25 protein-coding genes and 2 pseudogenes are annotated in these 24,207 nt (G+C 43.9%); 17 read left to right on the top strand and 10 right to left on the bottom strand.

What is annotated here, in order from left to right:
* Nucleotides 1–10 precede the first annotated feature (10 nt).
* On the bottom strand, nt 11–292 hold the full coding sequence (locus A5N84_RS08815; RefSeq protein WP_072282078.1) for an RnfH family protein: 282 nt from the start codon (nt 290–292) through the stop codon (nt 11–13).
* A complete protein-coding gene (locus A5N84_RS08810) occupies nt 282–728 on the bottom strand; it encodes a type II toxin-antitoxin system RatA family toxin (protein WP_233120083.1) in 447 nt (148 codons plus the stop codon). The genes A5N84_RS08815 and A5N84_RS08810 overlap by 11 nt, the downstream gene beginning before the upstream one ends.
* 61 nt (nt 729–789) lie before the next feature.
* Here A5N84_RS08810 and smpB point away from each other — a divergent pair, with 61 nt between their 5' ends.
* The 3 genes from smpB to A5N84_RS08800 are packed head-to-tail and all read left to right on the top strand — an operon-like array spanning nt 790 to nt 1,994.
* Complete coding sequence (gene smpB / locus A5N84_RS08805) at nt 790–1,266, top strand: SsrA-binding protein SmpB (RefSeq protein WP_072282077.1); 477 nt, start codon at nt 790–792, stop codon at nt 1,264–1,266.
* Between the two features lie 18 nt (nt 1,267–1,284).
* Nucleotides 1,285–1,431, top strand: a complete 147-nt coding sequence (locus A5N84_RS12185) for an MBL fold metallo-hydrolase (RefSeq protein WP_233120082.1) — start codon at nt 1,285–1,287, stop codon at nt 1,429–1,431.
* 50 nt (nt 1,432–1,481) lie between these two features.
* Entirely contained in the window at nt 1,482–1,994 is a 513-nt protein-coding gene (locus tag A5N84_RS08800; protein WP_233120081.1) for an MBL fold metallo-hydrolase, read from the top strand.
* A gap of 148 nt (nt 1,995–2,142) precedes the next feature.
* On the opposite strand, the gene A5N84_RS08795 is transcribed toward A5N84_RS08800, so the two are convergent.
* Together A5N84_RS08795 and argH are read right to left on the bottom strand one after the other, a co-directional pair.
* The gene (locus A5N84_RS08795; protein ID WP_078055688.1) at nt 2,143–2,343 is read right to left on the bottom strand and encodes a YMGG-like glycine zipper-containing protein; all 201 of its coding nucleotides are present in this window, start codon (nt 2,341–2,343) and stop codon (nt 2,143–2,145) included.
* A gap of 26 nt (nt 2,344–2,369) precedes the next feature.
* Nucleotides 2,370–3,776 carry an argininosuccinate lyase gene (argH, locus tag A5N84_RS08790; protein WP_072282075.1) on the bottom strand — a complete coding sequence of 469 codons (1,407 nt, stop codon included), beginning with the start codon at nt 3,774–3,776 and terminating at the stop codon, nt 2,370–2,372.
* A 112-nt stretch (nt 3,777–3,888) separates the two neighbouring features.
* On the opposite strand from argH, the pseudogene hemC reads away from it, so the two are divergent.
* From hemC to A5N84_RS08755, 7 genes and pseudogenes are all read left to right on the top strand, one after another.
* Nucleotides 3,889–4,794 (top strand): annotated as a pseudogene (gene hemC, locus A5N84_RS12965) (hydroxymethylbilane synthase); the annotation flags it as partial.
* Nucleotides 4,795–4,908: 114 nt separating this feature from the next.
* Nucleotides 4,909–5,557: pseudogene (locus A5N84_RS13110) on the top strand (uroporphyrinogen-III synthase).
* Complete coding sequence (locus A5N84_RS10340; protein WP_072282072.1) at nt 5,554–6,198, top strand: hypothetical protein; 645 nt, start codon at nt 5,554–5,556, stop codon at nt 6,196–6,198. The pseudogene A5N84_RS13110 and the gene A5N84_RS10340 overlap by 4 nt, the downstream one beginning before the upstream one ends.
* Before the next feature lie 194 nt (nt 6,199–6,392).
* Nucleotides 6,393–7,178 carry a uroporphyrinogen-III C-methyltransferase gene (locus tag A5N84_RS08770; protein WP_072282071.1) on the top strand — a complete coding sequence of 262 codons (786 nt, stop codon included), beginning with the start codon at nt 6,393–6,395 and terminating at the stop codon, nt 7,176–7,178.
* 2 nt (nt 7,179–7,180) lie between these two features.
* Nucleotides 7,181–7,897 carry a heme biosynthesis HemY N-terminal domain-containing protein gene (locus A5N84_RS08765; RefSeq protein ID WP_072282070.1) on the top strand — a complete coding sequence of 239 codons (717 nt, stop codon included), beginning with the start codon at nt 7,181–7,183 and terminating at the stop codon, nt 7,895–7,897.
* Nucleotides 7,898–7,950: 53 nt separating this feature from the next.
* Complete coding sequence (locus A5N84_RS08760; protein ID WP_072282069.1) at nt 7,951–8,457, top strand: heme biosynthesis protein HemY; 507 nt, start codon at nt 7,951–7,953, stop codon at nt 8,455–8,457.
* Between the two features lie 59 nt (nt 8,458–8,516).
* Nucleotides 8,517–9,593: an AI-2E family transporter gene (locus A5N84_RS08755; protein WP_072282068.1), complete on the top strand. Its 1,077-nt coding sequence runs from the start codon at nt 8,517–8,519 to the stop codon at nt 9,591–9,593.
* A gap of 48 nt (nt 9,594–9,641) precedes the next feature.
* Here A5N84_RS08755 and A5N84_RS08750 read toward each other — a convergent pair whose 3' ends face one another.
* From A5N84_RS08750 to A5N84_RS08730, 5 genes are read right to left on the bottom strand one after another with little or no spacing between them, the layout of a single operon-like run.
* Entirely contained in the window at nt 9,642–11,387 is a 1,746-nt protein-coding gene (locus A5N84_RS08750) for a choline/carnitine O-acyltransferase (protein ID WP_072282067.1), read from the bottom strand.
* Nucleotides 11,388–11,390: 3 nt separating this feature from the next.
* Nucleotides 11,391–13,610, bottom strand: coding sequence for a DNA topoisomerase IV subunit A (parC, locus tag A5N84_RS08745; RefSeq protein WP_233120080.1), 2,220 nt, complete (start codon nt 13,608–13,610; stop codon nt 11,391–11,393).
* Between the two features lie 10 nt (nt 13,611–13,620).
* Nucleotides 13,621–15,519 carry a DNA topoisomerase IV subunit B gene (gene parE / locus A5N84_RS08740; RefSeq protein WP_072282065.1) on the bottom strand — a complete coding sequence of 633 codons (1,899 nt, stop codon included), beginning with the start codon at nt 15,517–15,519 and terminating at the stop codon, nt 13,621–13,623.
* Nucleotides 15,520–15,532: 13 nt separating this feature from the next.
* Nucleotides 15,533–16,774, bottom strand: coding sequence for a PilT/PilU family type 4a pilus ATPase (locus tag A5N84_RS08735; RefSeq protein ID WP_072282064.1), 1,242 nt, complete (start codon nt 16,772–16,774; stop codon nt 15,533–15,535).
* Between the two features lie 36 nt (nt 16,775–16,810).
* The gene (locus A5N84_RS08730) at nt 16,811–17,848 is read right to left on the bottom strand and encodes a type IV pilus twitching motility protein PilT (protein WP_072282111.1); all 1,038 of its coding nucleotides are present in this window, start codon (nt 17,846–17,848) and stop codon (nt 16,811–16,813) included.
* Nucleotides 17,849–17,981: 133 nt separating this feature from the next.
* Between A5N84_RS08730 and proC the strand changes: the two genes are divergently transcribed.
* The 5 genes from proC (at nt 17,982) to A5N84_RS08705 (ending at nt 21,491) form a co-directional block, all read left to right on the top strand.
* Entirely contained in the window at nt 17,982–18,824 is an 843-nt protein-coding gene (gene proC, locus A5N84_RS08725; RefSeq protein ID WP_072282063.1) for a pyrroline-5-carboxylate reductase, read from the top strand.
* 2 nt (nt 18,825–18,826) lie between these two features.
* On the top strand, nt 18,827–19,117 hold the full coding sequence (locus A5N84_RS12180) for a YggT family protein (RefSeq protein WP_072282062.1): 291 nt from the start codon (nt 18,827–18,829) through the stop codon (nt 19,115–19,117).
* A gap of 16 nt (nt 19,118–19,133) precedes the next feature.
* The gene (locus tag A5N84_RS12175) at nt 19,134–19,340 is read left to right on the top strand and encodes a YggT family protein (protein ID WP_233120079.1); all 207 of its coding nucleotides are present in this window, start codon (nt 19,134–19,136) and stop codon (nt 19,338–19,340) included.
* 79 nt (nt 19,341–19,419) lie between these two features.
* On the top strand, nt 19,420–21,282 hold the full coding sequence (gene mnmG, locus A5N84_RS08710) for a tRNA uridine-5-carboxymethylaminomethyl(34) synthesis enzyme MnmG (RefSeq protein ID WP_072282060.1): 1,863 nt from the start codon (nt 19,420–19,422) through the stop codon (nt 21,280–21,282).
* Nucleotides 21,279–21,491: a hypothetical protein gene (locus tag A5N84_RS08705; RefSeq protein ID WP_072282059.1), complete on the top strand. Its 213-nt coding sequence runs from the start codon at nt 21,279–21,281 to the stop codon at nt 21,489–21,491. Before mnmG ends, A5N84_RS08705 begins: the two co-directional genes overlap by 4 nt.
* Here A5N84_RS08705 and A5N84_RS08700 read toward each other — a convergent pair.
* Nucleotides 21,488–21,979: a peroxiredoxin gene (locus tag A5N84_RS08700; protein WP_072282058.1), complete on the bottom strand. Its 492-nt coding sequence runs from the start codon at nt 21,977–21,979 to the stop codon at nt 21,488–21,490. The genes A5N84_RS08705 and A5N84_RS08700 overlap by 4 nt on opposite strands.
* 140 nt (nt 21,980–22,119) lie before the next feature.
* On the opposite strand from A5N84_RS08700, the gene dapA reads away from it, so the two are divergent.
* Together dapA and bamC are read left to right on the top strand one after the other, a co-directional pair.
* Nucleotides 22,120–23,001, top strand: a complete 882-nt coding sequence (gene dapA / locus A5N84_RS08695; protein WP_072282057.1) for a 4-hydroxy-tetrahydrodipicolinate synthase — start codon at nt 22,120–22,122, stop codon at nt 22,999–23,001.
* 42 nt (nt 23,002–23,043) lie between these two features.
* A complete protein-coding gene (gene bamC / locus A5N84_RS08690) occupies nt 23,044–24,207 on the top strand; it encodes an outer membrane protein assembly factor BamC (protein WP_233120078.1) in 1,164 nt (387 codons plus the stop codon).

Raw genomic sequence — 24,207 nt, 5'->3', positions numbered from 1 at the left:
GCTAATCGTTTTATTTACGTGCCCGCTGGCGGCGCATTTCTTTTGCATCGGCTATTAGCGGTCGATAAATCTCAATCCTATCCCCATCTCTTAAAACATAATCTTTTGATTGCTCCTGACTAAAAATACCAAAACTGGCTTCATCAAGTTTGAGTTCAGGGAAAAATCGTACAATCCCCGAGCGAGCGACTGCCTCTTGAATCGTAATGCCCTCATAAACCTGCAAAGCAATAATCTTTTGCCGTTCGGGTAAAGCGTAGGCGACTTCAATATGAATGGTTTTACGCGTCATTGATTTTACCTTGATAGACACTATCAGCACGCTTAGCAAAGCTATCTACCATTGTATTGCCCATATGCTCCATTAAAGGCGCTAAAAAAGGGGCTAAAAAAAAGGGAGTAGAAAAATCCATTTGATAACTGACCTCACACCCTCCTTCTGGCAGAGATTTAAATTCCCATCGACCTTGCAAATGCTTAAAAGGCCCTTCTAGCAAAGAGATGGACATCCAATTTGGGTAGTCATAGTGATTGCGTGTGGTAAAAGATTTATTAAATCCACCCTTTTGCGCAGTAATAGAGCCAATAATTTCATTTTCGTTGCGCTCGATTAATCGCGCTCTAGCGCACCACGGCAAGAATTCTGGGTAGGATTCTATATCCGCCACTAGGTCAAACATCTGCTTAGGCGTATAGAACAATTTTTTGGATTTGAAAATTTGTGGCACAATAACGTCCTTTTATTAAACTATCGCCTATTTTAAACGGCTTCTAAACCATTCTAAACCTATGAGCAAAAAAAAACCCGCGCACGATAACAACATCATCACCAACCGAAAGGCCTTTCATGATTATTTCTTAGAAGACCATTATGAGGCAGGCATTGCGCTAGAGGGTTGGGAAGTTAAAGCCCTCCGTGCAGGGCGCGTGCAAATCAAAGAAAGCTATATCCTGATTAAAGACGGTGAATTATTCCTTTTTGGCGCTTATATCACCCCGCTTGCCTCCGCCTCAACCCATATCATTGCCGACCCTGCGCGCACGCGCAAATTACTCCTACACCGTTATGAAATTAATCGCTTAATTGGTGCCGTTGAGCGTGAAGGTTACACCCTAGCGCCTATCAATCTATATTGGAAAAATGGTAGAGTTAAAATCAATCTTGCCGTTGCCAAGGGTAAAAAATCTTATGACAAACGCGCGAGCAAAAAAGAGCGCGATTGGCAAAGACAAAAATCACGCGTTATGAAGCAACACAATCAATAATCATCCAAGCGAGTTTTTATGAATTACGAAATTATTCAATTAAAAGTTGAAGACCACGACAATTTTATTCATATTATTGTGGATAAGGGCAGCAATCATGTCGCCCTAGTTGACCCAGCATGGGACGCTGAAGGCATTTTAGAAGTAATTGAAGATGAAGCTTAATTCTTAGCCTCATTTTACTTACCCACAGCCATCACGACCATGTCAACGCCGTGCATGACATCTTAAGACAACACCCTGATATTGACGTATTTATTAGCGAATTAGAGCAACCACATTGGCAAGACTGCCCCAAAGACGCCATCTTATTACAAGATGGCGATGAAATTTTGCTTGGGCAAACCGCCATTGGCGTTATGCTCACTCCAGGGCATACGATTGGCAGTTGTTGTTATCATCTATCAGGGGATTTAATCACTGGCGACACTTTATTCGTTTATGGCTGTGGGCGCGCTGATTTAGACACCAGCGACGTACACAAACTTTATCACAGTTTACAAAAAATCAAACGCCTACCAGAACAAACCAACATTTGGGTCGGACATGATTACGGCGTAGAAGAAACCACCACGCTTGAGGCGCAATTTAATGGCAATCCCTTTTTAATGATTGATAATGAAAAAGATTTTGTGAAATTTAGAATGCAACTCAATAGTGAGTTAAGGTCACAACCTTATGCCCCAGTAGATGCCAACACCCTCAAAAAATGGCTCACTGAGCACTAAATTCTCTGTTAACCAACGCATCGCGCCATTTTCAATACGTTTTAACATCTATTTGCAGGACACCATACAAACCCACTGGCAATAGATTTTAATCCTCAAAAAAACGCCTACTGAATTTCACAGTAGGCGCGCATGACTTATATCAAAATTAGCGAATTTGACTACCGATTAAGCCCCCAACTACAGCGCCTGTTGCTGCAGATTTTTTATTATCACCAATCAACACGCCAGCCGCTGCTCCCACTACCGCACCTCCAGCAGCATTGCGTACCTGCGCATTATTAGGATTTACACAACCAGATAACACCGCGCTCACTGCCACAAGCAAACATAATTTTTTAAGATTCATATTCATCTCCTAATGTTAAAATCTATTTACGCTCTTAATTTCGCCTTCAGCGCCTGTGCACGCGCTAACACCTGCTGAGGAGCTGTACCACCTCGATGATTTCGCGCATTAACCGACCCTTCAAGCGTTAAATATTCATACACATCCGCCTCAATAGCGGTTGAAACCGCTTGCAACTGTTCAAGCGCCAACTCCGACAAATCACATTGCGCCTCAATTGCCAAACGCACACTCCGCCCAACAATCTCATGCGCATCACGAAACGCCACCCCCTTACGCACCAAATAATCTGCCAAATCAGTCGCTGTTGAAAACCCCTTCGCCGCCGCTCTTAGCATATTATCCTTGTTTGCCTTAAGCGCAGGCATCATATCTGCAAAAGCGCGCAAACAATGCAACAACGTATCAAGCGTATCAAAAAGCGGTTCTTTATCTTCTTGATTATCCTTATTATATGCCAGTGGTTGACTTTTCATCAGGGTTAATAGCGCAAATAAATGCCCATATACTCGACCTGTTTTTCCGCGCACCAACTCTGGCACATCAGGATTTTTCTTTTGCGGCATAATCGACGAGCCTGTACAAAAACGGTCAGGTAAATCCACAAACCCAAACGCTGCTGAATTCCACAAAATCAACTCCTCAGAAAAGCGCGACAAATGCATTAACACAATCGCCGCCGCTGCACAAAATTCAATCGCAAAATCACGGTCAGAAACCGCATCCAATGAATTCTCACACACCCCAGAAAACCCCAATTCCTGCGCACTAAACTCCCTATCAATCGCAAACGTCGTCCCAGCCAGCGCAGCCGCACCCAAAGGCGATACATTTAAACGCGCGCGACAATCAACAAAGCGCCCCACATCGCGCGCCAACATCTCATACCACGCCAACAAATGATATCCAAAAGTAATCGGTTGCGCCACCTGCAAATGCGTAAACCCTGGCATGATTGTGGCATATTCTCGCTCCGCCAAATCAACAATCCCACCCTGCAAGCGCTTTATTTCCTTTAAAACCTCATCAATCGCCCCGCGCATAAACAATCGAATATCAGTTGCCACCTGATCATTACGCGAGCGCCCCGTATGCAACTTTTTCCCCGCCTCACCAATTTTGTCTGTCAGACGCTTTTCCACATTCATATGCACATCTTCAAGCGCAACCGACCACTCAAAACGCCCAGCCTCAATCTCTTGCATAATCTCTGCTAGCCCCTGCGCGATTAGCGCCCCCTCCTCATTTGTTAAAATCCCCTGTTTAACCAACATCTTAGCATGCGCCAATGACCCAGTGATATCCTCTTTAGCCAAGCGCTTATCAAAGCCCACAGACGCCGTAAACTCCGCCACAAAAGCATCCGTTGACTCCTGAAAACGCCCACCCCAAGCGCTGTTTGTTTGCCCCTGAACCACCGCCTTATCCGACATAACCCACCTTCCCTTTCTTCCCTTTATTGAAAAATAACTATAGAATCTGCGCCTAAATTATCACAACCAACCCCTCTCAATAAACCTCTCGCCTAAATTTAGGACATAAATTATGCAACACATCCGCATTGCCACCCGGCAAAGCAAACTTGCCCTTTGGCAAGCCGAACACGTCGCACAACAACTACGCCAACACCACCCTCATTTAAGCGTTGAACTCATCCCTATCACCACTCAAGGCGATAAAATTCTCAATCAACCGCTTGCCAAAATTGGTGGCAAAGGATTATTCATTAAGGAATTAGAAATTGCCATGCTTGAGGATAAAGCTGATATCGCCGTTCACTCCATGAAAGATGTTGGCGTTGACCTCCCGCAAGAATTCACCCTAGCCGCCATCTTAGAGCGCGACACCCCACTTGATGCACTAGTAAGCAACCAATACGACAGCCTAGAAACGCTCCCGCTTAACGCCCGCATCGGCACTTGTAGCCTAAGACGACGCATGAACCTTGCCGCCCAGCGCCCCGACCTCCAACTCATCGACCTACGCGGCAACCTACAAACACGTCTTGCCAAACTAGACCATCAGGAATATGACGCCATCGTACTAGCCTGCGCAGGACTCAAACGCCTAAACCTCGCTCAACGCATCCGCCAAATTCTCCCAGCCAAAACCTCTCTTCCAGCCATTGGACAAGGCGCCATTGGCATTGAATGCCGCCACGACAACCCCGCTCTTCTGAACCTCCTACAAACACTAAACCACGCCCCCACCGCCTTATGCGTACGCACTGAACGCATCATCAATACCCGCTTACAAGGCAGTTGCCAAGTCCCTATTGCCGCCTACGCCACATTAGAAGGTGAGCGCATTCATCTACAGACCCGCCTAGGCACACCTGATGGCAAAACCATTCTCCAAGCTCAAGGACAAGACCACCAGCATAACGCCGAAGCACTTGGACACCGTCTCGCCGACCAACTCATTGAGCAAGGCGCCCCTGAGTTACTGCAAAAATCCTTGCACAAAATCTATGACACCGCCTCTTCAAGGACTGCATGTTTGCTACACCCGCGACCCAAAGCACCTCCCCCCCTTCGCGCCAAACTCAATAGCTTAGGCGCGCAGGTGAGCACTCTCCCCCTGCTTAGCCTTCTCCCGCTTCAACTCACCCCAAAAGACCACCAACAACTACAAGAAGCTGATAGCCTAATTTTCACCAGCGCCAACGCCGTACAGCATTACTTCCGCCAAACCCACCCTAAAGCCCACCAACAACTCATCAGCATTGGTGAAAAAACCACCCAACAACTTAAAACCTACACCACCAACCCTATCCTCACCGCCCCAGCTCCTTATAACAGCGAAGCGCTCTTAAGTATTTTTACCCCAAAACCAACGCATTGCCCTTATTACCGCACCCAACGGACGACTCTTACTAAGCCAAACCCTAAGCCAACACAATCATCTAACCACCCACTACCCCTACCAACGCCACTGCGCCACCTTCACTTTGCAACAAATTCAACACAGCAGCCAAGCACATGCCCTCACCATCGCCAGTCGCTCCGCCCTTGATTGCCTTATGCAAAATTATCCGCATTCCCATCTAAAACTGCTACAATGCCGCACTTTTATTGTTGCAATCAGCAAAAGCGTGAGCGCCTATGCACAACAACTAGGATTTCAACAGCGAATTTCCGCCCAACGAGCCAGCGATGACGCCATAATCGAAGCCCTCATCACTTGGTGGCATACACAAAGGAGAACCCTATGAGCCAGAAAAAAAATCAACCCAACCAGCCTAATAAAAATAACAACAAAACCACACCAGCTAAAAATAAAACTACACCAGAGCCCACGAAAACTCCTAACACCTCTCCAAATAATGCCCCTGTACCCGCAAAGCCTAGCGAGCCTGAGCATAAAGCAGCCCCCAAAACCAGCACAACGCCTGAGCTAAACTCTCCAACCAAATCTGAGAACAACTCCACCTCTAGCCCATCAACCCATACCCCCAAGACTGAACAAATAAACAAAGACCAACCTAAAAATATCGCTGACAATCCAACAAGCCAAAAATCCAACCCACCCAACACCGACAAACCCAAAGCCCCTACCCCACCACCTACAAATAACAACCATACAACCCACAGCAACCATCAAAACAACAACGGCGGAAGCAACAAACTGTCTTATCTTGCCTTTGCCATTGCTCTGGGCGCATTGGCAATCAGTGTTTACAATCTAAACACTCAAGATGACACGCAACAACCCACAGCTACAGAACTAAACCAACAAATCGCCACACTCAGCAATCAAAACGAACAATATAATCAAACCTTAAAAACCTTAGAACAACGCCTCACTCAACTTGAGCACACTGCACAAACCCAACCAATCAGTGATGAAAGTTAGAACAGCGCATTCATGAACATCTACAAGCCCAACAAAATGAGCCTGTTAGCGCCGAGCAAATCCAAGCGTATATTGACAATGAAATTAATCGCCTCAATCAACACAATCACACTTTAACAGCAGATGAAGTCGAACAAAAAATCAATCAGGCGCTTAAGCAATTCTCCGTTCAATCCTCTAATCCTCAAATTGATTTGAGCGAAGAAACGAGCAAAATTCAGCAAAATGCCCAACAAGCAGTGCATGAAATCAACCAGCGCGCTCAAGAAATTGAAGAACAATTTACCCAACTCCAAACACGCGCTAACCCCTATCCCGTTTTGCAACTTCTACACCTTGCAAATGCTGCTGCCCTTGCTGGACAAGCAGATGGCGTTGTGCAATATCTTGAAAAAGCACAAGCACAATTTTCCACTTTTAATTTAGAGCAAGCGCCTTATCCATCGTTAAAAGCGCAAATCCAAGAAAAAATCTCACAATATAAAATTCTTGCAGAGCAACCCGCACCAGCAAAATTGCTAGAAGAGATTTTAGAAAATAGCCACACATGGGAATTTAAAACCACCGCAACACAAGCCACGCCAGCGAGTGAAGAAAACCCTTCAACGTCTAATCAAAACATGATAACGCGCGCTAAAAACGCACTTTCTAAAACTCTCAGTAAAGCCATCACCGTTACCAAAGCAGATGATGATGGTTTAGCTTGGATTAATGCTAATTGGCAACTTCAGCAAATCATTCGTCAAAATATCCGCTTAGACCTCGCATTTGCACGCAATGCCTTATTATTTAATAACACAGAAAGCTACAAACAAACCGCTGAACGCCTACAAACACACATCAGCACTTATTTTGACACTACCCAGCCTAGTGTAAAACAAGCGCTTGACACTATAGAAACCCTTAAAAATAGTACCAGTTCTTTACCCACACTCGCTGAGCTGGTAGATGCCTTCACACAAGCTGCCACACAGGAGTAATCATGATTCGCTTTATTATCGCCTTATTGATTTTAGTTGCAGCGGTTAGCATCGGCTATCTTATCCGCACCTTCCCTGCTGAGTTAGTCATTCATTATGCTGACCAAATAATTAGCATGAATCTAGTTGTCTGGCTGATTTTATCCTTTGTTTTCTCAGTATTGGCGCTTTATCTGCTAAAAATGCTTATCTTTGTGTGGCGCTCACCCAAACTCTTTTCGCGCAATCTACAAACGCGCAAAGAACGCAAAGCACATACCTACCTGCATAAAGGTCTAAGCGAACTTGCTTTAGGGCATTACAGCAAAGCAGAAAAACATCTCATTAAAGGCGCAAAATTAAATGATGAATTAAGGAAAGATTCTGTAATTTTCTATGAAAATGCAGCTATTGCTGCCACTTACCAACAAGCTGATGAGCGCCGCAATCAATATCTACTTAAAGCGCGACAAAAAGCTGGCGAACAACAATTGTCTTTAACCTATCTAAGTGAAGCGCAAATGTATGTTGATAGCCAAGACTATGGCAAAGCACAACCGCTATTAGAAAAACTCTATGAACGCGAACCTAAAAATATCAAAATTATCAGTCTATTAGATACAACTTATGCCGCACAAAAACAATGGCAAAAAGCATGGTCCTTACTTCCACAAATTAAATCCCAACTCGGCACACAAGCCTACGAAGCGCGTAAAACGCTCTATGCCAAAGGCTTTTAACTGATACCGCCGAACAAGAAAACCATGCTCAATTAGAAAGCGCGTGGAAAAAATTGCCTAAAGATGTGCGTCAAGACCCTGCAATGATTATCGAATTTTCTAATGCATTAGTTGAAAACGCTCATCCACAAGAGGCACAGCGCCTACTTACAACAGAAATTAAACGTACCCACGATTTAACGCTCATTCAAGCATACAGCCAGCTTGAAAATGCACAAGCCCACGAACAACTCTCTTTGTTTGATAACCTTAGTGGGCATTTTAGTGATAATGCCATTTTTCATTATGCCTATGCGCTAACAGCCTACCGCGCTAAACGCTATGAGATTGCCAGCAAACATATTGAACAATCGCTAACACTCAAGCAAACCGCTGAGGCGTTCGCGCTTTGGGGGCAAATTCTCGAAGCACAACAACAACCGCGTGCTGCCCTAGCGGCTTATCGCCAAAGCGTGCATCAAATTAGCGCGAAAAATACTCTTGAAGGAGATTTCCTGCCTCTAATAAAAGAACAATATCAGCCATTAGAAGCCCCTTCAGAATCTTCTAAAAATCTATAAACTTTTCCAGATAGTTGACCCTCTATCAGTCAACTATCTGGGCTTGAATATAATTTTTCATGAAAACTCTTTGGCAACCGCTACAACGTTTTTTAAGCAACCCTTCATTAGTTGCTTTAGTCTTTTTTCTTCTCACATTAGGATTAACATTTTATATTTTAGGGCAATGGCTATTGCCAGTTATTGTTGCTGTCGTCATTGCCTACTTATTAGAAGGTGTAATTAAAAAAATCACACACTTTAATATTCCTCGTATTGCAGCAGTTAGTATCGTATTTCTAATCTTTAGTAGCTTTATTTTTTATATCTTTTTTATTTTAGCCCCTACCATTTTATTTCAGGCTAAAACTCTTATTAACGACCTTCCCGAATATATTTTACTTGGACAACAACACTTACAAATTCTACCCCAACGTTTTCCTAATTTACTTACTGAGCAAGATATTAATCAAATTATCGCTAATATTAATTTAGAACTGACTCGCCTTAGTCGTAATTTATTTAGCGGTAAATTATTTGCTTCCCTTCTTGCCATATTAACAACTTTAATCTATGCCATTCTCGTGCCAATTTTAGTGTTCTTTATGCTTAAAGATAAAGCCATTATTCTCACTTGGCTTGGGCGATTCTTGCCAGAAAATAAACAAATTTTGCAAGATATTTGGCAAGAAGTTGATATTCAAATTGGAAATTATATTCGCGGTAAATTCACAGAAATTTTAGTCGTTTGGTGTCTTACTTTTATTCCGCTACATTTATTTGGTTTACAATATTCATTATTGCTAAGTTTGATGGTTGGTTTATCCGTCCTGATTCCTTATATTGGCGCCACTGTTGTAACAGTCCCTATTTTAGCCGTTGCTTATATGCAATTTGGTATTAACAGCACTTTTTGGTGGATTGCAGGTTTATATAGCATTATTCAAATTTTAGATGGCAATGTCATTGCGCCTTTAATTTTCTCTGAAGCGGTTAATATTCATCCTGTTGCCATCATTATTTCCGTATTAATTTTTGGGGATTATGGGGATTTGGGGATTTTTTTTGCCATTCCATTAGCCACTGTTGTTAAAGCCATTATTGAAGCATGGCGACGTTATGAGCGCCGCGGTGCAGGAAATTTCACTCTACCCTAAGCTGATATTTTTCTAAAAACTTAATTATTAAAGAATATCCAAGGCGCACTAATCTAGCCGATAATAGCTTGGAACATGCTTATTCTCTACTTCGTTAAATAAGCGCAAAAGCTTTTTAAGACCTGACTGAAGGGCTTGAGTGAATTGCGTTACATTAGGCAACTCACTGCGCTTATGGGTAATCACAAAGGTAATATTGCTTCTTTGCAAACTATAATCTATCGCCAAACCACCATCATAACTCGGCGCATAGGCTACATGACTAATCATTTGTTGTTGCGCATAAGAGGTGGTCGTTATAAAGTTTTCTTGCAAGCGCTTAAATCCTTCATTTTCAAAAAATGCCACTTCCAAGCCCTGCGCTTCTGCCATCGCTTGCAAACCTTGCAAATGATAGTCCAAACTTAACTCTAACTCTGCGCGCTGTAATTTTTGCTGATACTCTTCTAAATAGCGCGCAAATAGCGATTCATTGCTTTGATTGCGCAACATTTCCTCTACTAACGCTACGCTAATTTCTGAAACAGTGCGAATGTTATCCCCACAACCATTATGTTCGTGATAAGTTCCAATTGTTTGATAGGTACTGCGGATACTGCCATAGGTTACCTTTTGCGCATATTGCAACAGCAATTGAATAATGGCGTCGCTATTTTCTTGCTTTAGTAATTGGCTTTCGTTTTTACTGAGAAAAATATCATGAATGGTAACGCTCATTGCCTCACTACGACGTTGAAAGTCCACCAAATGTTCTTTAATTAAAGCGCGTGTATTGGTCTCAATCGTCCAATCCAAAAGTTCTACATCAAGATATTCGGGCAAGTCATTTTTACGGGCAAACGCTTGTTGGTGATAATGCTCTTGCGCTACCATCAAAATCTCATCGATAATATGCGCATCAACCCAAGTATGTTCTACATTGACATACAAACGATTATCTTGCAGATGATAGCGATAATTAAACGGCTTATACGCCCAAATCCCATCCCCCTCCCCAAAGCTAATATCATGTAATGCATCTTCATCATCATTGTGATGTCCATTATCAATGCTAATAACAAATAAGGCGGATTCTATTTGTTGCCAAATCCGTCCATTATCTGCCCGTGAAATCATTTGTTTTCGCACTTCTAATGCTTCTTCTGTTGGTAAAACAGAGGGTGCGGTGAATAAAATATCAGGTTCAAAGTGTCCACTGCTTTGAATTTGATAGAGCACCTTCTCAATTTGCGCGGGGTTAGCAAGACGACTTTTTTCATCTATAAGCGTCATTTTCCATGCCTTACCTTTAAACAACACGATGGCATGGCGCCCTTTGGCATTTTCTGGATTAAAAATATAATGATCTTGTGGATAATCAGGACGACGACCCGCTCCCAATAAGATTTGCCATGGCTCTGGCGAATAGGGCAAATTTAATTGTTTTAACCGCTCTTCTAATTGCCCTAGAAAATACAAGCGGTGCACCTGCGCAATGCAATGCGTAAAAAAAGCCAACCGCTTCAAACCATTTTGTGTTGCCTGCCATTCTATTTTTACCCCAACATTACTTGAGAGTGGCAATGAATCATGATTAAGCAAACAGTGCTCACGCCAAATATCAAATACCCACGACCCAGCAGTTGCCTGCGCATGTAATAGCAAGGCTTCGTTTAGTACCTCCCCTACCCCTTCAGCAAATTCAGTAGTTACCGCTTGCGTTTGCGCAAAAATTTTCTCATCAACTAAAGGCTTAACCGCTTCAAGGAAAGCATGTAGCGTTTTATCCAACTCTGTAATCGTTAATTTTTTCATCGACTAGCCCACCACTTCAACACGCTCCACTCGGCGATAGCCTTTTGGTAGCAAAACGCCTTTATGCCCACGCGCATGGTCGTATATCTCGCGGTCTTTTACTTTAATCGTCATTTTTTGTTTTCCGCTATAAAGCACTATATCCTCATTCTCCCCGACAACCACTGCCTGCGTTAACTTAACCCCCTGCATAAATGCATTCTTACTAATAGACAACAACTGATTTCCCTTTCCTTTGCTCATTAACGGCAATTCTTGTGGTGAAAACAACAGCGCACGCCCTTCATTGCTCAATACAAACAAATGGCAGTGCTTCTCTGGTAAAAGTAATAGCGCCAAAGCCTGCGCCTGTACGCCTAAGGTTAGCAAGGTTTTACCTGTTTTAGTTTTAGCGTATAAATCACGCCCTAAAATCCGAAATCCATAGCCATTATCGGCACAAACCACATATTCTTTTGCTTCTTCAATGGCTTGCATGGCAACAATCTCATTATGCGCATCTAACGCTAAAGTGCTACTCAGTGGCTCACCAAATCCTCTTGCAGAAGGCAAATCATGCACAGCCATCGAATAACTTTGCCCATTGCGCGCCAATAGCGCTAAAGTTGCATTACTACGGATATTGGTTTGCAAAGCAAAGTCATCTCCACTTTTATATTGCAATGCTTGCCCATCTACATCATAGCCCTTTGCAGCACGTACCCAACCCATTTTAGAAATCACCACCGTTAATGCCTCACTCGGCATAAGCTGTGCTTGCGTTAGCGCCGTAGCGCTGCTGCGCTCTACAATCAACGTCCGCCGTGCATCGCCATAGGCTTGCGCATCAAGTTGTAATTGTGCCGTAATGGTGGCATTTAATTTCGCCTCACTATTGAGCGTTTGTTGTAAACTTTTTTGCTCATCTTCAAGGCTTTGTTGCTCAGCTTGAATATTGAGTTGCTCAAGACGCGCTAAATGGCGCAAACGCGTGTTTAGGATTGTCTCTGTCTGTTGCTCTGACAAGCCAAAATGCGCGATTAATATCGCCTTAGGCTCCTCTTCCTCACGGATAATACGAATGACCTCATCAAGATTTAAAAATGCAATCATCAATCCTTGCAACACATGCAAACGCGCCTCAACCTGTTGCAAACGATGAATCAACCCCTTGCGCACGCTCTCTTTACGAAAAGAAAGCCATTCAGTTAATAGCACGCGCAATGGTTTTACCTGCGGTTTACCATCCAAACCAATCACATTTAATTGCGTGCGATAATTTTTCTCAAGGTCAGTTGTTGCAAATAAATGTTGCATTAATAACTCGATATCTATGCGATTAGAGCGTGGAATCAACACCACCCGCACCCTATTTTCATGGTCTGATTCATCGCGCACATCTTCTAGCCACTGCATTTTTTTACTCTGCATTTGCTTAGCGATTTGCTCAATAATCCTACTGCTTGAAACCTGATACGGCAGCTGCTCAATCACCACATTCCCCTCTTCTATGCGGTATGTCGCGCGCAATTTAATAGAGCCTTGTCCGCTTTGATAGAGTTGTTTCACCTCCTCTTTTGGCGTAATCAACTCCCCCCCTGTGGGATAATCTGGCGCAGGAATACAAGCCAATAGCGCCTCATCAGATAAATTCGCATCCTCTAACAATGCACAACACGCCTTCACCACTTCGCGCAAATTATGCGGTGCAATATCAGTTGCCATCCCTACCGCAATCCCTGAAGCCCCATTGAGCAAAATATTAGGCAAACGCGCAGGCAAATAAGCTGGTTCGCTGAGCGTACCATCAAAATTATCCACCCATTGCACCGTCCCCTGATCCAACTCCGCAAGGAGTGATTTAGCATAAGCAGTCAAACGTGATTCGGTATAACGCATTGCCGCAAATGATTTTGGATCATCCACGCTACCCCAATTCCCCTGACCATCAATCAACGGATAGCGATAACTAAAATCTTGCGCCATTAACACCATCGCTTCATAACAGGCACTATCGCCATGCGGATGATATTTACCCAACACATCCCCCACCGTGCGCGCTGATTTCTTATATTTTGATTGTGCTGATAACCCTAATTCTGACATCGCATAAATCAGCCGTCGTTGCACAGGCTTTAGCCCATCTTTAATATGAGGCAACGCGCGGTCTAAAATCACATACATGGCGTAATCTAAATACGCCTTCTCGCTAAACGCCTCAACATCTAAAAAATTCTTCCACAAGCCCCAACCTTTAATCTTCTAAAGAATGCGTTGTCTGAACGCGGTTACCATAAGTCTCAATCCACCGTCTTCTATCATTAGCCCGCTTTTTAGTCAGCAACATATCCAAAATAGGCAAATCACCCGACTCATTTAAGCGCAATTGAATCAAACGACGTGTATCAGGATTCATCGTCGTTTCGCGCAATTGAGGCGGATTCATCTCCCCTAACCCCTTAAAACGCGTCACATTAATATTGCCTTTAAAACCATCGCGACGAATCATTTGCATCAGCGCATCACGCTCCCCAGCGTCCAAAGCATATTCAATCCGCTTACCTGCATCCAAACGATAGAGCGGCGGCATCGCCATATACAAATGCCCAGCACGCACCACCTGTGGAAAATGACGCACCATTAACGCGCAAATCAACGTCGCAATATGTAAACCATCACTATCTGCATCCGCCAAAATACAAATTTTGCCATAGCGCAAATCAGATAAATCCGAAGAATCTGGGTCAACCCCCAACGCCACAGCAATATTATGCACCTCTTGAGAAGCCATCACCTCAGAAGAATCCACCTCCCAAGTATTTAAAATCTTACCGCGCAACGGCAAAATTGCCTGAAAATGACGATCGCGCGCCTGCTTCGCTGAGCCCCCAGCGGAATCCCCCTCCACCAAAAATAATTCTGTCTGCGCCAAATCCTGACTCACACAATCGGCTAATTTTCCTGGTAAGGCAGGACCACTACTATACTTTTTCCGCACCACTTGTTTACTAGCGCGCAACCGCTTTTGCGCCTGTTGCAATGCCAACTGCGCCAACGCTTCACCCAACTCATGATATTGATTTAAAAACAAACTGAATTTGTCCTTAATCACCGCGCTTACCCATCCTGCGCACTGGCGTGAACTCAAGCGCTCTTTTGTTTGACTGGCAAACTGTGGCTCAGGAATTTTAACCGACAACACATACTGACAACCATGCCAACTATCCTCAGGCGCAAGTTTCACACCTCGCGGTAATAATTGCCGAAACTCACAAAACTCCCGCAACGCCTCCACCAAACCCGTACGCAAACCATTAACATGCGTCCCCCCAGCAATTGTGGGAATCAAATTGGCATAGCTCTCCCCCACCGCCTCCCCCAAAGGTTCAGTAACCCATGTCAGCGCCACCGACAACTCCCCCATCTCATCTTGATGATTCAAAATATAAGGCTCAGGTAATAAAACCTCACCCTGTATCTGCTCTTTTAAATACGCCGCTAAACCATCCTCATAACGCCACGATAAGCGCTCACCACTCGCCTCATGTAAAAAATCAATCTGCAATCCTGCACACAACACCGCTTTTGCCTTAAGCAAATGCTTTAATTTAGGCAAAGAAAAATTCACGCTATCAAAATAGCGTGCTTCAGGTGAAAAATGAAGACGCGTTCCACGGCGTCGCTTAGGGATTTTCTCAACCGCTTCTAATGGTTCAACCACCTCACCATATTCACAACGCATCCGATACAACCAACCCTCACGCATAACCTCCACCACCAACCATTTAGAGAGCGCATTCACCACCGACACCCCAACACCATGCAACCCGCCACTAAAAGCATAGTTTTTGCGACTAAATTTTCCCCCTGCGTGTAGACGCGTTAAAATCAGCTCCACCCCACTAATTTTTTCCTCAGGATGACTATCTACTGGCATACCGCGCCCATCATCTTGCACAGATAGCGAACCATCTGCATGCAAAACCACCTCAATATTTTTGGCATACCCCGCCAATGCCTCGTCTACACTATTATCAAGCACCTCTTGAGCAAGATGATTCGGACGTGTGGTATCCGTGTACATTCCAGGGCGTTGACGAACGGGGTCTAACCCCTTTAACACCTCAAGGTCAGCAGCGTTATAAAGCGTCATAACTAATTAGAATTTAAGACTTATTTATATTTTGCATACGTAACTCACGCATTTTTTTAAGCTCATCTCGCTGCTTTTTAAGCATTTCTTGCTCAAGCGCCGCATCATCTTGTACTTTAAACGACTGCCCACTACTGGCTAGCTCTTTGGGCAATGGACGCTTACTGTGCGCACGCAACATAATGCGGAAGTCATTTTCTGACTCAATATAGTTTTTCGCCTCTTCATAGCTGATATAGCCATCTTCATACAGACGAAACAAACTTTCATCAAAAGTAACCACCCCATCTTCTTCATTGCCTCGCTTCATCGCCTCATTGAGTTTGTGCAACTCCCCTTCATGAATCAAATGTTCAATATAAGGTGTGTTGTGCATCATCTCCATAGATACAATCCGCCCCTGACCATCAGCACGGCGCAACAAACGCTGAGTAATAATAGCCTTTAAATTATGCGCCAACTCTACTTGCAACTGCTTACGCAACTCTCTTGGGAAAAAGTTATACAAACGCTCAATGGCTTGTTGACTATTCGTAGAATGCATTGTTGCCAAACATAAGTGCCCACTTTCAGCAAAATGCATCGCATATTGCATAGTCTCACTATCTCGAATCTCACCAATCATAATCACATCAGGCGCTTGACGCAGAGAGTTTTTCAAAGCTGCCCCATAAGACTCCGTATCAATGCCCACCTCACGCTGAATGACCACCGATTTTTTACTTTTATGCATAAACTCAATCGGGTCTTCTACAGTGATGATATGGTTTTGACTATGGCGATTGCGGTAGTCAATCATCGAAGCCAAAGTAGTCGATTTTCCCGTTCCCGTTGCGCCACAAAGAATAATCAACCCCCGCTTTGCCATAGAAAATTCTGCCAAAATAGAGGGTAATTTTAAATCTTCAAACACAGGAATTTCAGTAGGGATTGTCCGCATAACAAATCCAGGCATATTGCGCTGCATATAGACATTCACCCTAAAATAACTTAACCCCTTAATCTCAATCATCATATTGAGCTCGTGCGTGTCTTTAAACTGCTGAATCGACTGAGGCTGAGCAATGGCTTCTAAAAAGTAATACACTCCCTGCTCATCAAAGAAAAAATCTTGTAAATAAATCATTTGCCCATCGATTTTAACCGCGGCATTTTGATTAGAATTAATAAAAATATCCGATACTTTTTTCTCAATAGCAAAATGCGCTAATTTTTCAAAAATCTTTCGCGCAACATCTGGGGAATCAATATCCATAAAATCTCTCGGTGACTAAATTAAATTAAAACTCACTCAAATAAACAAATTACGGTCATTTGCTTTACCTGCTGCTGAAGCGCGGTCTATCACGCCCTGTTGCACCAAGCGTTGCAAGCTTTGGTCAAGCGTTTGCATTCCATGTTGTGAACCTGTTTGAATCATTGAATAAATCTGCGCTACTTTATCCTCACGAATCAAGTTTTTAACCGCAGAAGTTCCCACCAACACCTCATGCGCTGCAGCCCGTCCACCGCCAACTTTTTTAACCAATGCTTGTGCTACAACCGCACGCAAAGATTCTGATAACATGGAGCGCACCAACTGTTTCTCATCTCCTGGGAATACGTCGATAATTCGGTCAATAGTTTTTGCAGCTGAACTAGTATGCAAGGTTCCAAAAACCAAGTGTCCAGTTTCTGCCGCGGTTAGCGCCAAACGAATGGTCTCCAAATCCCGCATCTCCCCTACAAGAATAATATCTGGATCTTCCCGCAGTGCGGCACGCAAAGCATTGGCAAAACTCTGGGTATCTCTATGCACTTCACGCTGGTTGACCAAACATTTTTTTGATTCATGCACAAATTCAATCGGATCTTCTACAGTCAGAATATGCTCGCTTTTCGTTTCATTAATATGATTGAGCATAGCCGCCAAAGTAGTAGACTTACCCGAACCTGTTGGGCCTGTTACCAACACCAATCCACGCGCCACTTCAATTAATTCCTTAAATTTTTCTGGCGCAGATAATTCTTCTAATGTCAAAACCTTACTAGGAATAGTACGAAATACCGCACCCATCCCACGATTTTGATTAAACACATTCACACGAAAGCGCGCAACATCACGCAATTGCATAGAAAAATCCGCTTCCCAATCGGATTCAAAGTTTTTTACTTGCTCATCGGTCATAATGCCATAAAGCATATCGCGCAAATCTTCTGTCTCTAAAACAGGGGCATTAATACGCTTAATATCCCCATCCACCCGCACCATTGGCGGTAACCCTGCGCTTAAATGCAAATCCGAGGCTTTTTGTTGTGCACAAAATCGTAACAAGTCATCTAAGTTCATCGCTTCAGCCATAACTACTCCCTAATTCAATTAGAATAATTCAGTTTTGACGCCTTGCGCCAAAGGAAAAACATTTTAACTTAAAATAACCCCCATAACTGTTAAAATACTTTTTTTAAAAATAGAGGTACAAATGAGCCACCCCAATATCGGTTTTTTAGGCGCAGGCCATATGAATCGCGCCATCCTTTCAGCAATCTTAACAGACGAACAAACCAACATCACGCCCGATTGCCTGAGCGCCACCTGCCAAACCCCAGAACATGCTCAAGCGGTAGGCAAACAATTTAACATTCGCGCACATTGTGATAACGCCGCCTTAGTTCATGATAGCGACGTTATTATTCTTGGAGTCAAACCCCAGCAGATGCACGACGTACTAACGCAATTAAGCCAATATAATTTAGAGGACAAACTCATCATCACCCTAGCCGCTGGAATTGAATTAGAAGACTACCGCAAAATCCTAGGGGATGCGCTAATTGTGCGAGCCATGCCGAATATTGCTAGTGAAAAACAAGCAGGTCTTACAGCACTTTATAGCGATATTGACCTCCTAGAGGAAGATGAGGCGCTCATTGAATCTATTTTCAACAGCGCTGGTTCTATCATTTGGTTAGACGATGAAATCCAGCTTGATGGCATTATTGCCCTATCAGGGAGCGGACTAGCCTTTATGTTTCGTTTTATGCAGTCTATGGCACAAGCTGGTGAACAATTTGGTTTTGAGGCAGACGAACTTTTTGACATTCTTTCCGTTACCGCCATGGGCGCTGCGACGCTTGCTCTAGAAAGCGAAGACCCATCCCCTAGTTTTAAACACTTCTGCGATAAAATTGCTGTTGCAGGAGGCACAACCGCCGAAGGCATTAAAATCATGGAATCACACGACATAGACACATTGGTTCGTAATACCTTTACCGCCACAATAGAAAAAAATCGCGCGTTAAAAGATGACCTCACAAAGGATTGGTAACCATGATGTCCATACTTATTTTTTTCATTAAATTATTTATTGGCGTATTTATCGTACGTTTTCACGTTAATCTTTACCGTCTTGGAGTCAACCCCATTGTCTTAAAGCTTAACGAACTCACCAATCCCATCGTTTTACCTTTTCGCGCTCTTTTTCGCACTAAACGCTACGACCTCTCCGCATTATTCGTCGCCCTATTGCTTTCAATACTAGTTGGCATTGGGCTACTGCATAACCTTGCTCTTGGTTTAAAATTTGGTATTTTTATTTTTATTTTTAAACACTTGGATTGATATTGTTTTTTACAGCATGATTATTGCAGTCATCGGCTCATGGTTACAAACCAATCCTCGTCAAAGTGTCATGCAAATCATGCTCAGTTGCCACGAGTGGCTACTCGCTCCCATTCGTCGCCTAATCCCTTCTTTTGGCGGATTAGATTTCTCTCCTATAGCCGCTTTATTTTTACTCAACCTTATTCGCCGCCTACTCGCTCATTTAATACAGATTCTTTAACTATAAGCCCTGCAAAATCATTGAAAACACTTATTGAACAACGTATCATAGCGCCCCTTTTAACTCCTTATCTTGCGCCATGAATTATCCAAAACACTATGATGTTATCGTCGTTGGCGGCGGTCATGCAGGCACAGAAGCCGCTTGTGCAGCAGCACGTATGGGCGTCTCTACTTTATTACTTACGCACAACATCGAAACCATCGGACAAATGAGTTGCAATCCAGCCATTGGCGGTATTGGCAAAGGTCATCTTGTTAAAGAAATCGATGCTTTAGATGGTCTTATGGCAAAAGCAGCTGACCAAGCCGGCATACAGTGGCGCACGCTTAATAGTCGCAAAGGTCCCGCTGTTCGCGCTACCCGCGCGCAAGCTGACCGTAATCTTTATCGTAGCGCTATTCGCAGCATGGTCGAAAATCAAGAGAATTTGGATATTTTCCAATCACCTGTAACCGACCTTCTTTTAAAAGGTGATCAAGTTTGTGGCGTAAGCACCAAGCATCAAATTGATTTTTATGCACATTGTATTGTCATTACCGCTGGCACATTCTTGGGCGGTAAAATCCACGTTGGATTAAATGGTTTCTCAGGTGGACGAGCAGGCGACCCTGCCGCGATTGATTTGGCAGAAAAATTGCGCGACCTCCCTTTTGACGTCGCTCGCCTAAAAACTGGCACCCCCCCAAGATTAGATGCGCTCAGTGTTGATTTTTCTATGTTAACCGAACAAGCTGGCGATATAGAGCGCCCAGTCTTTTCCTATCTAGGCAACATCAACCAACATCCACGCCAAGTCTCTTGCTATATCGCACATACCAACGAACAAACGCACGACATCATCCGCCAATATCTTGATCAATCCCCTATTTATAGTGGCGTCATTCATGCCAGCGGCCCTCGCTACTGCCCCTCGATTGAGGATAAAGTCATGCGTTTTAGCGATAAAAACAGCCATCAAGTTTTTATCGAACCCGAAAGCCTCACCACTAACGAACTGTATCCAAACGGCGTCTCTACCAGCCTTCCTTTTGAAGCACAGCTTAAATACATCCACTCCATCAAAGGACTAGAAAACGCCTTTATCACTCGCCCAGGGTATGCCATCGAATACGATTTTTTTAATCCTCAAGGTCTCTATCATCATCTGGAAAGCAAACACATTCGCAACCTATTTTTTGCAGGACAAGTCAACGGCACAACAGGCTATGAAGAAGCAGCCGCTCAAGGACTTCTTGCTGGACTCAATGCCGCGCTGCGCATTAAAGAGCAAGACCCATGGTATCCCTTGCGCGACCAAGCCTATCTTGGTGTATTAGTAGATGATCTGATTACCCAAGGCACTAGCGAACCCTACCGCATGTTTACCTCACGCGCTGAACACCGCCTACTTCTAAGAGAAGACAATGCTGATGCCCGTCTCACTCCAATTGGGCATCAACTAGGATTGGTTAGCCAATATCGCTATGAAACCCTATGCGCCAAACTCGATGCTATTGAACACACCCAACAGCAACTTGCACAAACCCTAGTCAACCCCAAACAATATCCCGAACTCAAACAATCCATTAGCGCACAGGAACTCTTAAAGCGCCCTGAAATCAACTACCAAAGCCTTATCGACTTCGGCGCTATTTCACAAAATCCCGACCTAAAACCTAGCGTTATTGAGCAAGTAGAAATTCAAAATAAATACGCTGGCTATATCAGCCGCCAACAACTCGAAGTTGAAAAAATTCAAAAACACCAACAACAAAAATTACCCATTCCCTACGACTACCGCCAAGTTACCAGCCTTTCGGCAGAAGTAGCGGAAAAACTACAAAAAGTACAACCAGAAAACATCGCGCAAGCCGCGCGCATCTCAGGTGTTACCCCTGCAGCCATCTCAATCCTGCTCATCCATTTTAAAAAACACAATAAAGACCAAACAGAAGCATGAAATTCTTAAACCTTTTTGATTCAACTACCCCAACTTTGACTTGGCAACGCCTTAAAAGTAAAAACAAAGTTGTACCAAATTTATACCGTAGCGCCGTGCCAGGTGGCTGGATTGTTTCCAACCACAACGGCGATGCGCTGGTCTTTATTCCTGATGATAAACATCAATGGGATGGCGACTCTTATCCTATTTACGCCACCAAACGTTAATCCAACAAATCCTTTTTTAACTCACGAGTCGCCTCAAGTACCGCCTGCACATGCCCCTTAACCTTCACATTGCGCCATGATTTGACCACCTCACCCTCAGCATTAAGCAAAAATGTACTGCGTACAATCCCCATATAAGTCTTGCCAAAATTTTTCTTTTCTTTAATCACATCAAAAGCCTGACACAATTTTTCTTCAGAATCACTCAACAAAGCAAAAGGGAAATCATGTTTTTCCTTAAACTTTTCATGCAAACTCAAGTTATCACGCGACACCCCATAAATATCCACCCCAAGCGATGCAAATTCAGCAAAATAATCTCTAAAATCCTGCCCTTCTGTTGTGCATCCAGAGGTTAAGTCCTTAGGATAGAAATAAATCACACACCACCGCCCAAGCAAATCCCCCATTTTGAAATTTATATTGTCAGTGCTTGCTACTTCCAATTTAGCCAATTCTTCCCAATCAAGTTTTGATTGCTTTGCCATATATCCTCACAATTTAATTAAAAAAAAGATGATATCTTAACGCCTAATAATAAAAATATCGCGCTTTTTCCTCTCTGTATTCAAGCTTGATTTTTATGCCACAAAACGCATACCATGACAGCAAATTATAGGAGAAAAATATGTTTACAGGTTCTATGGTCGCCCTAGTCACCCCCATGAGCGCAGACGGCACAATTGATTGGCAAGCATTAGAAACCCTTATTGAATGGCAAATCCAACAAGGCACTGATGCCATCGTATCGGTTGGCACCACGGGAGAATCCGCCACTTTAAGCCATGATGAACATAAAGCAGTGATTCGTTTTAGTGTTGAGTGCGTCAATAAGCGCGTCCCTGTTATTGCAGGTGCAGGCGCTAATGCTACCAAAGAAGCGATTGACCTAACATTCTCTGCTTATCAGGGCGGATGCGATGCCACATTACAAGTTGTCCCCTATTACAACAAACCCCCACAAAGTGGCTTATACCGTCATTTTTCACAAATTGCGCAATCTGTGCCACTTCCTTTATTACTCTATAACGTCCCTGGGCGGACATCATGCGACCTGCTCCCTGAAACTGTCGTTGAACTGGCTAAAATCAAAAATATCGTCGGCATTAAAGAAGCCAGCACCTACGAACGCCTTGAAATTTTGCGCCAACATTTCCCACGCCCAAGCAACTTTTCAATTCTTTGTGGAGAAGACGGCATTAGCGCTCGCGCTGTGTGCAGTGGACTGATTGATGGCGTCATTTCCGTTACCGCTAATATTGCGCCCAAACAAATGCATGACCTCATCGATAAAGGACTCAAAGGCGATGAATCCGCCTGTTTGGCGCTTAATCAAAGCATTGCAACCTTGCATGAGGCCATGTTTACTCAAACCAACCCCATGCCTGTAAAATGGGCATTGCAACGCATGGGAAAAATTGACAATGGCATTCGCCTGCCACTCGTTGAACTGGATGAAGAGCATCAATCCATCGTAGAAAAAGCTCTACAGCAGGCAAAAATCCTATAGAATAACCGCCTTTTCAAGCCACACGATAAAAAAGGTAATCCTGTGAATAAATTTATTATCACTCTAACTGCACTTTCTAGCACCTTGGCTCTTAGCGCCTGTACAGGCAATATTCGGGACGCAATCCCCGATAGACGCCCTGATTACCGTCAAAGTAGCGTAGGCAAACAACTAGAAATTCCGCCCAACCTTTCCAGCGCTGCCATTGATGACCAGCTAATCATCCCTGATTTTAATCCCAACATTATCGCCAGCTATCAAGCCTACCAACAAGATAACGCCATTCGCAACAGTCGAGGTTATATTGAAGTGTTGCCCGAGCTTTATGGTGTAGAAGTAATTGAAACAAATGGTACACTGCCTTATTTACTGGTTAATAACGACGCCACCACCACTTGGCAACTTGTCAAACGCTATTGGGATAACAACGGTATCCGCCTAACCACTCAAGAACCTAGCCTCGGCATCATGCAAACAGATTGGCTAGAAAACCGCGCCAATACTCCCTCAGCAGGATTAAGTGGTTTTATTGGAAGTTTAGTCGAATTTATTAGCGACAGTGGCGAGCGCGACCGCTACCGCATCCAATTTAGCAAAGTCAGCCCAACCACCACCCAAGTAACCTTACTTTACACACAAGCAGTAGAAGAACCCCAATATGACCACCTCTCAGAGAAAGACCCTTCAGGCTTTGCTTGGAGCCTCTCAGATAACGACAATCCAGCCTTACAACTTGAAATGACGCGCCGTTTAGCACTTTTTATCTCTGCTGAACAACGTCGCCAACACCACAACACAAACGCCACACAAGCACATCAAAATACAGGCATACAAACCCAACTCACCCTATTACCAGACGCGCAACCTGCACTCATCATCAACGGTGAATATGCCTATGCATGGCGCATTTTAGGCATCGCTCTTGATAATGCCAGCTTCGCCTTTGAGCAACAAAATCAAAAGGATGGCGCCTATCTCGTGCGCTACGCTCCACAAAGCGACGCACAAACCAACCAACAAAGCCTATGGAACAAACTCTGGGGCAATCAACCTCAAAACACCCAAGCCCCTCCCCGCCCACACTATCTCGTGCGCCTAGCTGACCAAGGTCAGCACAGCATTGTGATTATCCAAACCGCCCAAGGTCAACCTCTTGAACCCTCTCAAGCGCGCGCCGTATTAGAAACCATTCAAGCCCATTTATAA

This window comes from Rappaport israeli (assembly GCF_001888055.1).
Lineage (GTDB): Bacteria > Pseudomonadota > Gammaproteobacteria > Cardiobacteriales > Cardiobacteriaceae > Rappaport > Rappaport israeli.
The sequence above is the reverse complement of the archived record's forward strand: the minus strand, read 5'-3'. Positions and strand labels throughout refer to the sequence as shown.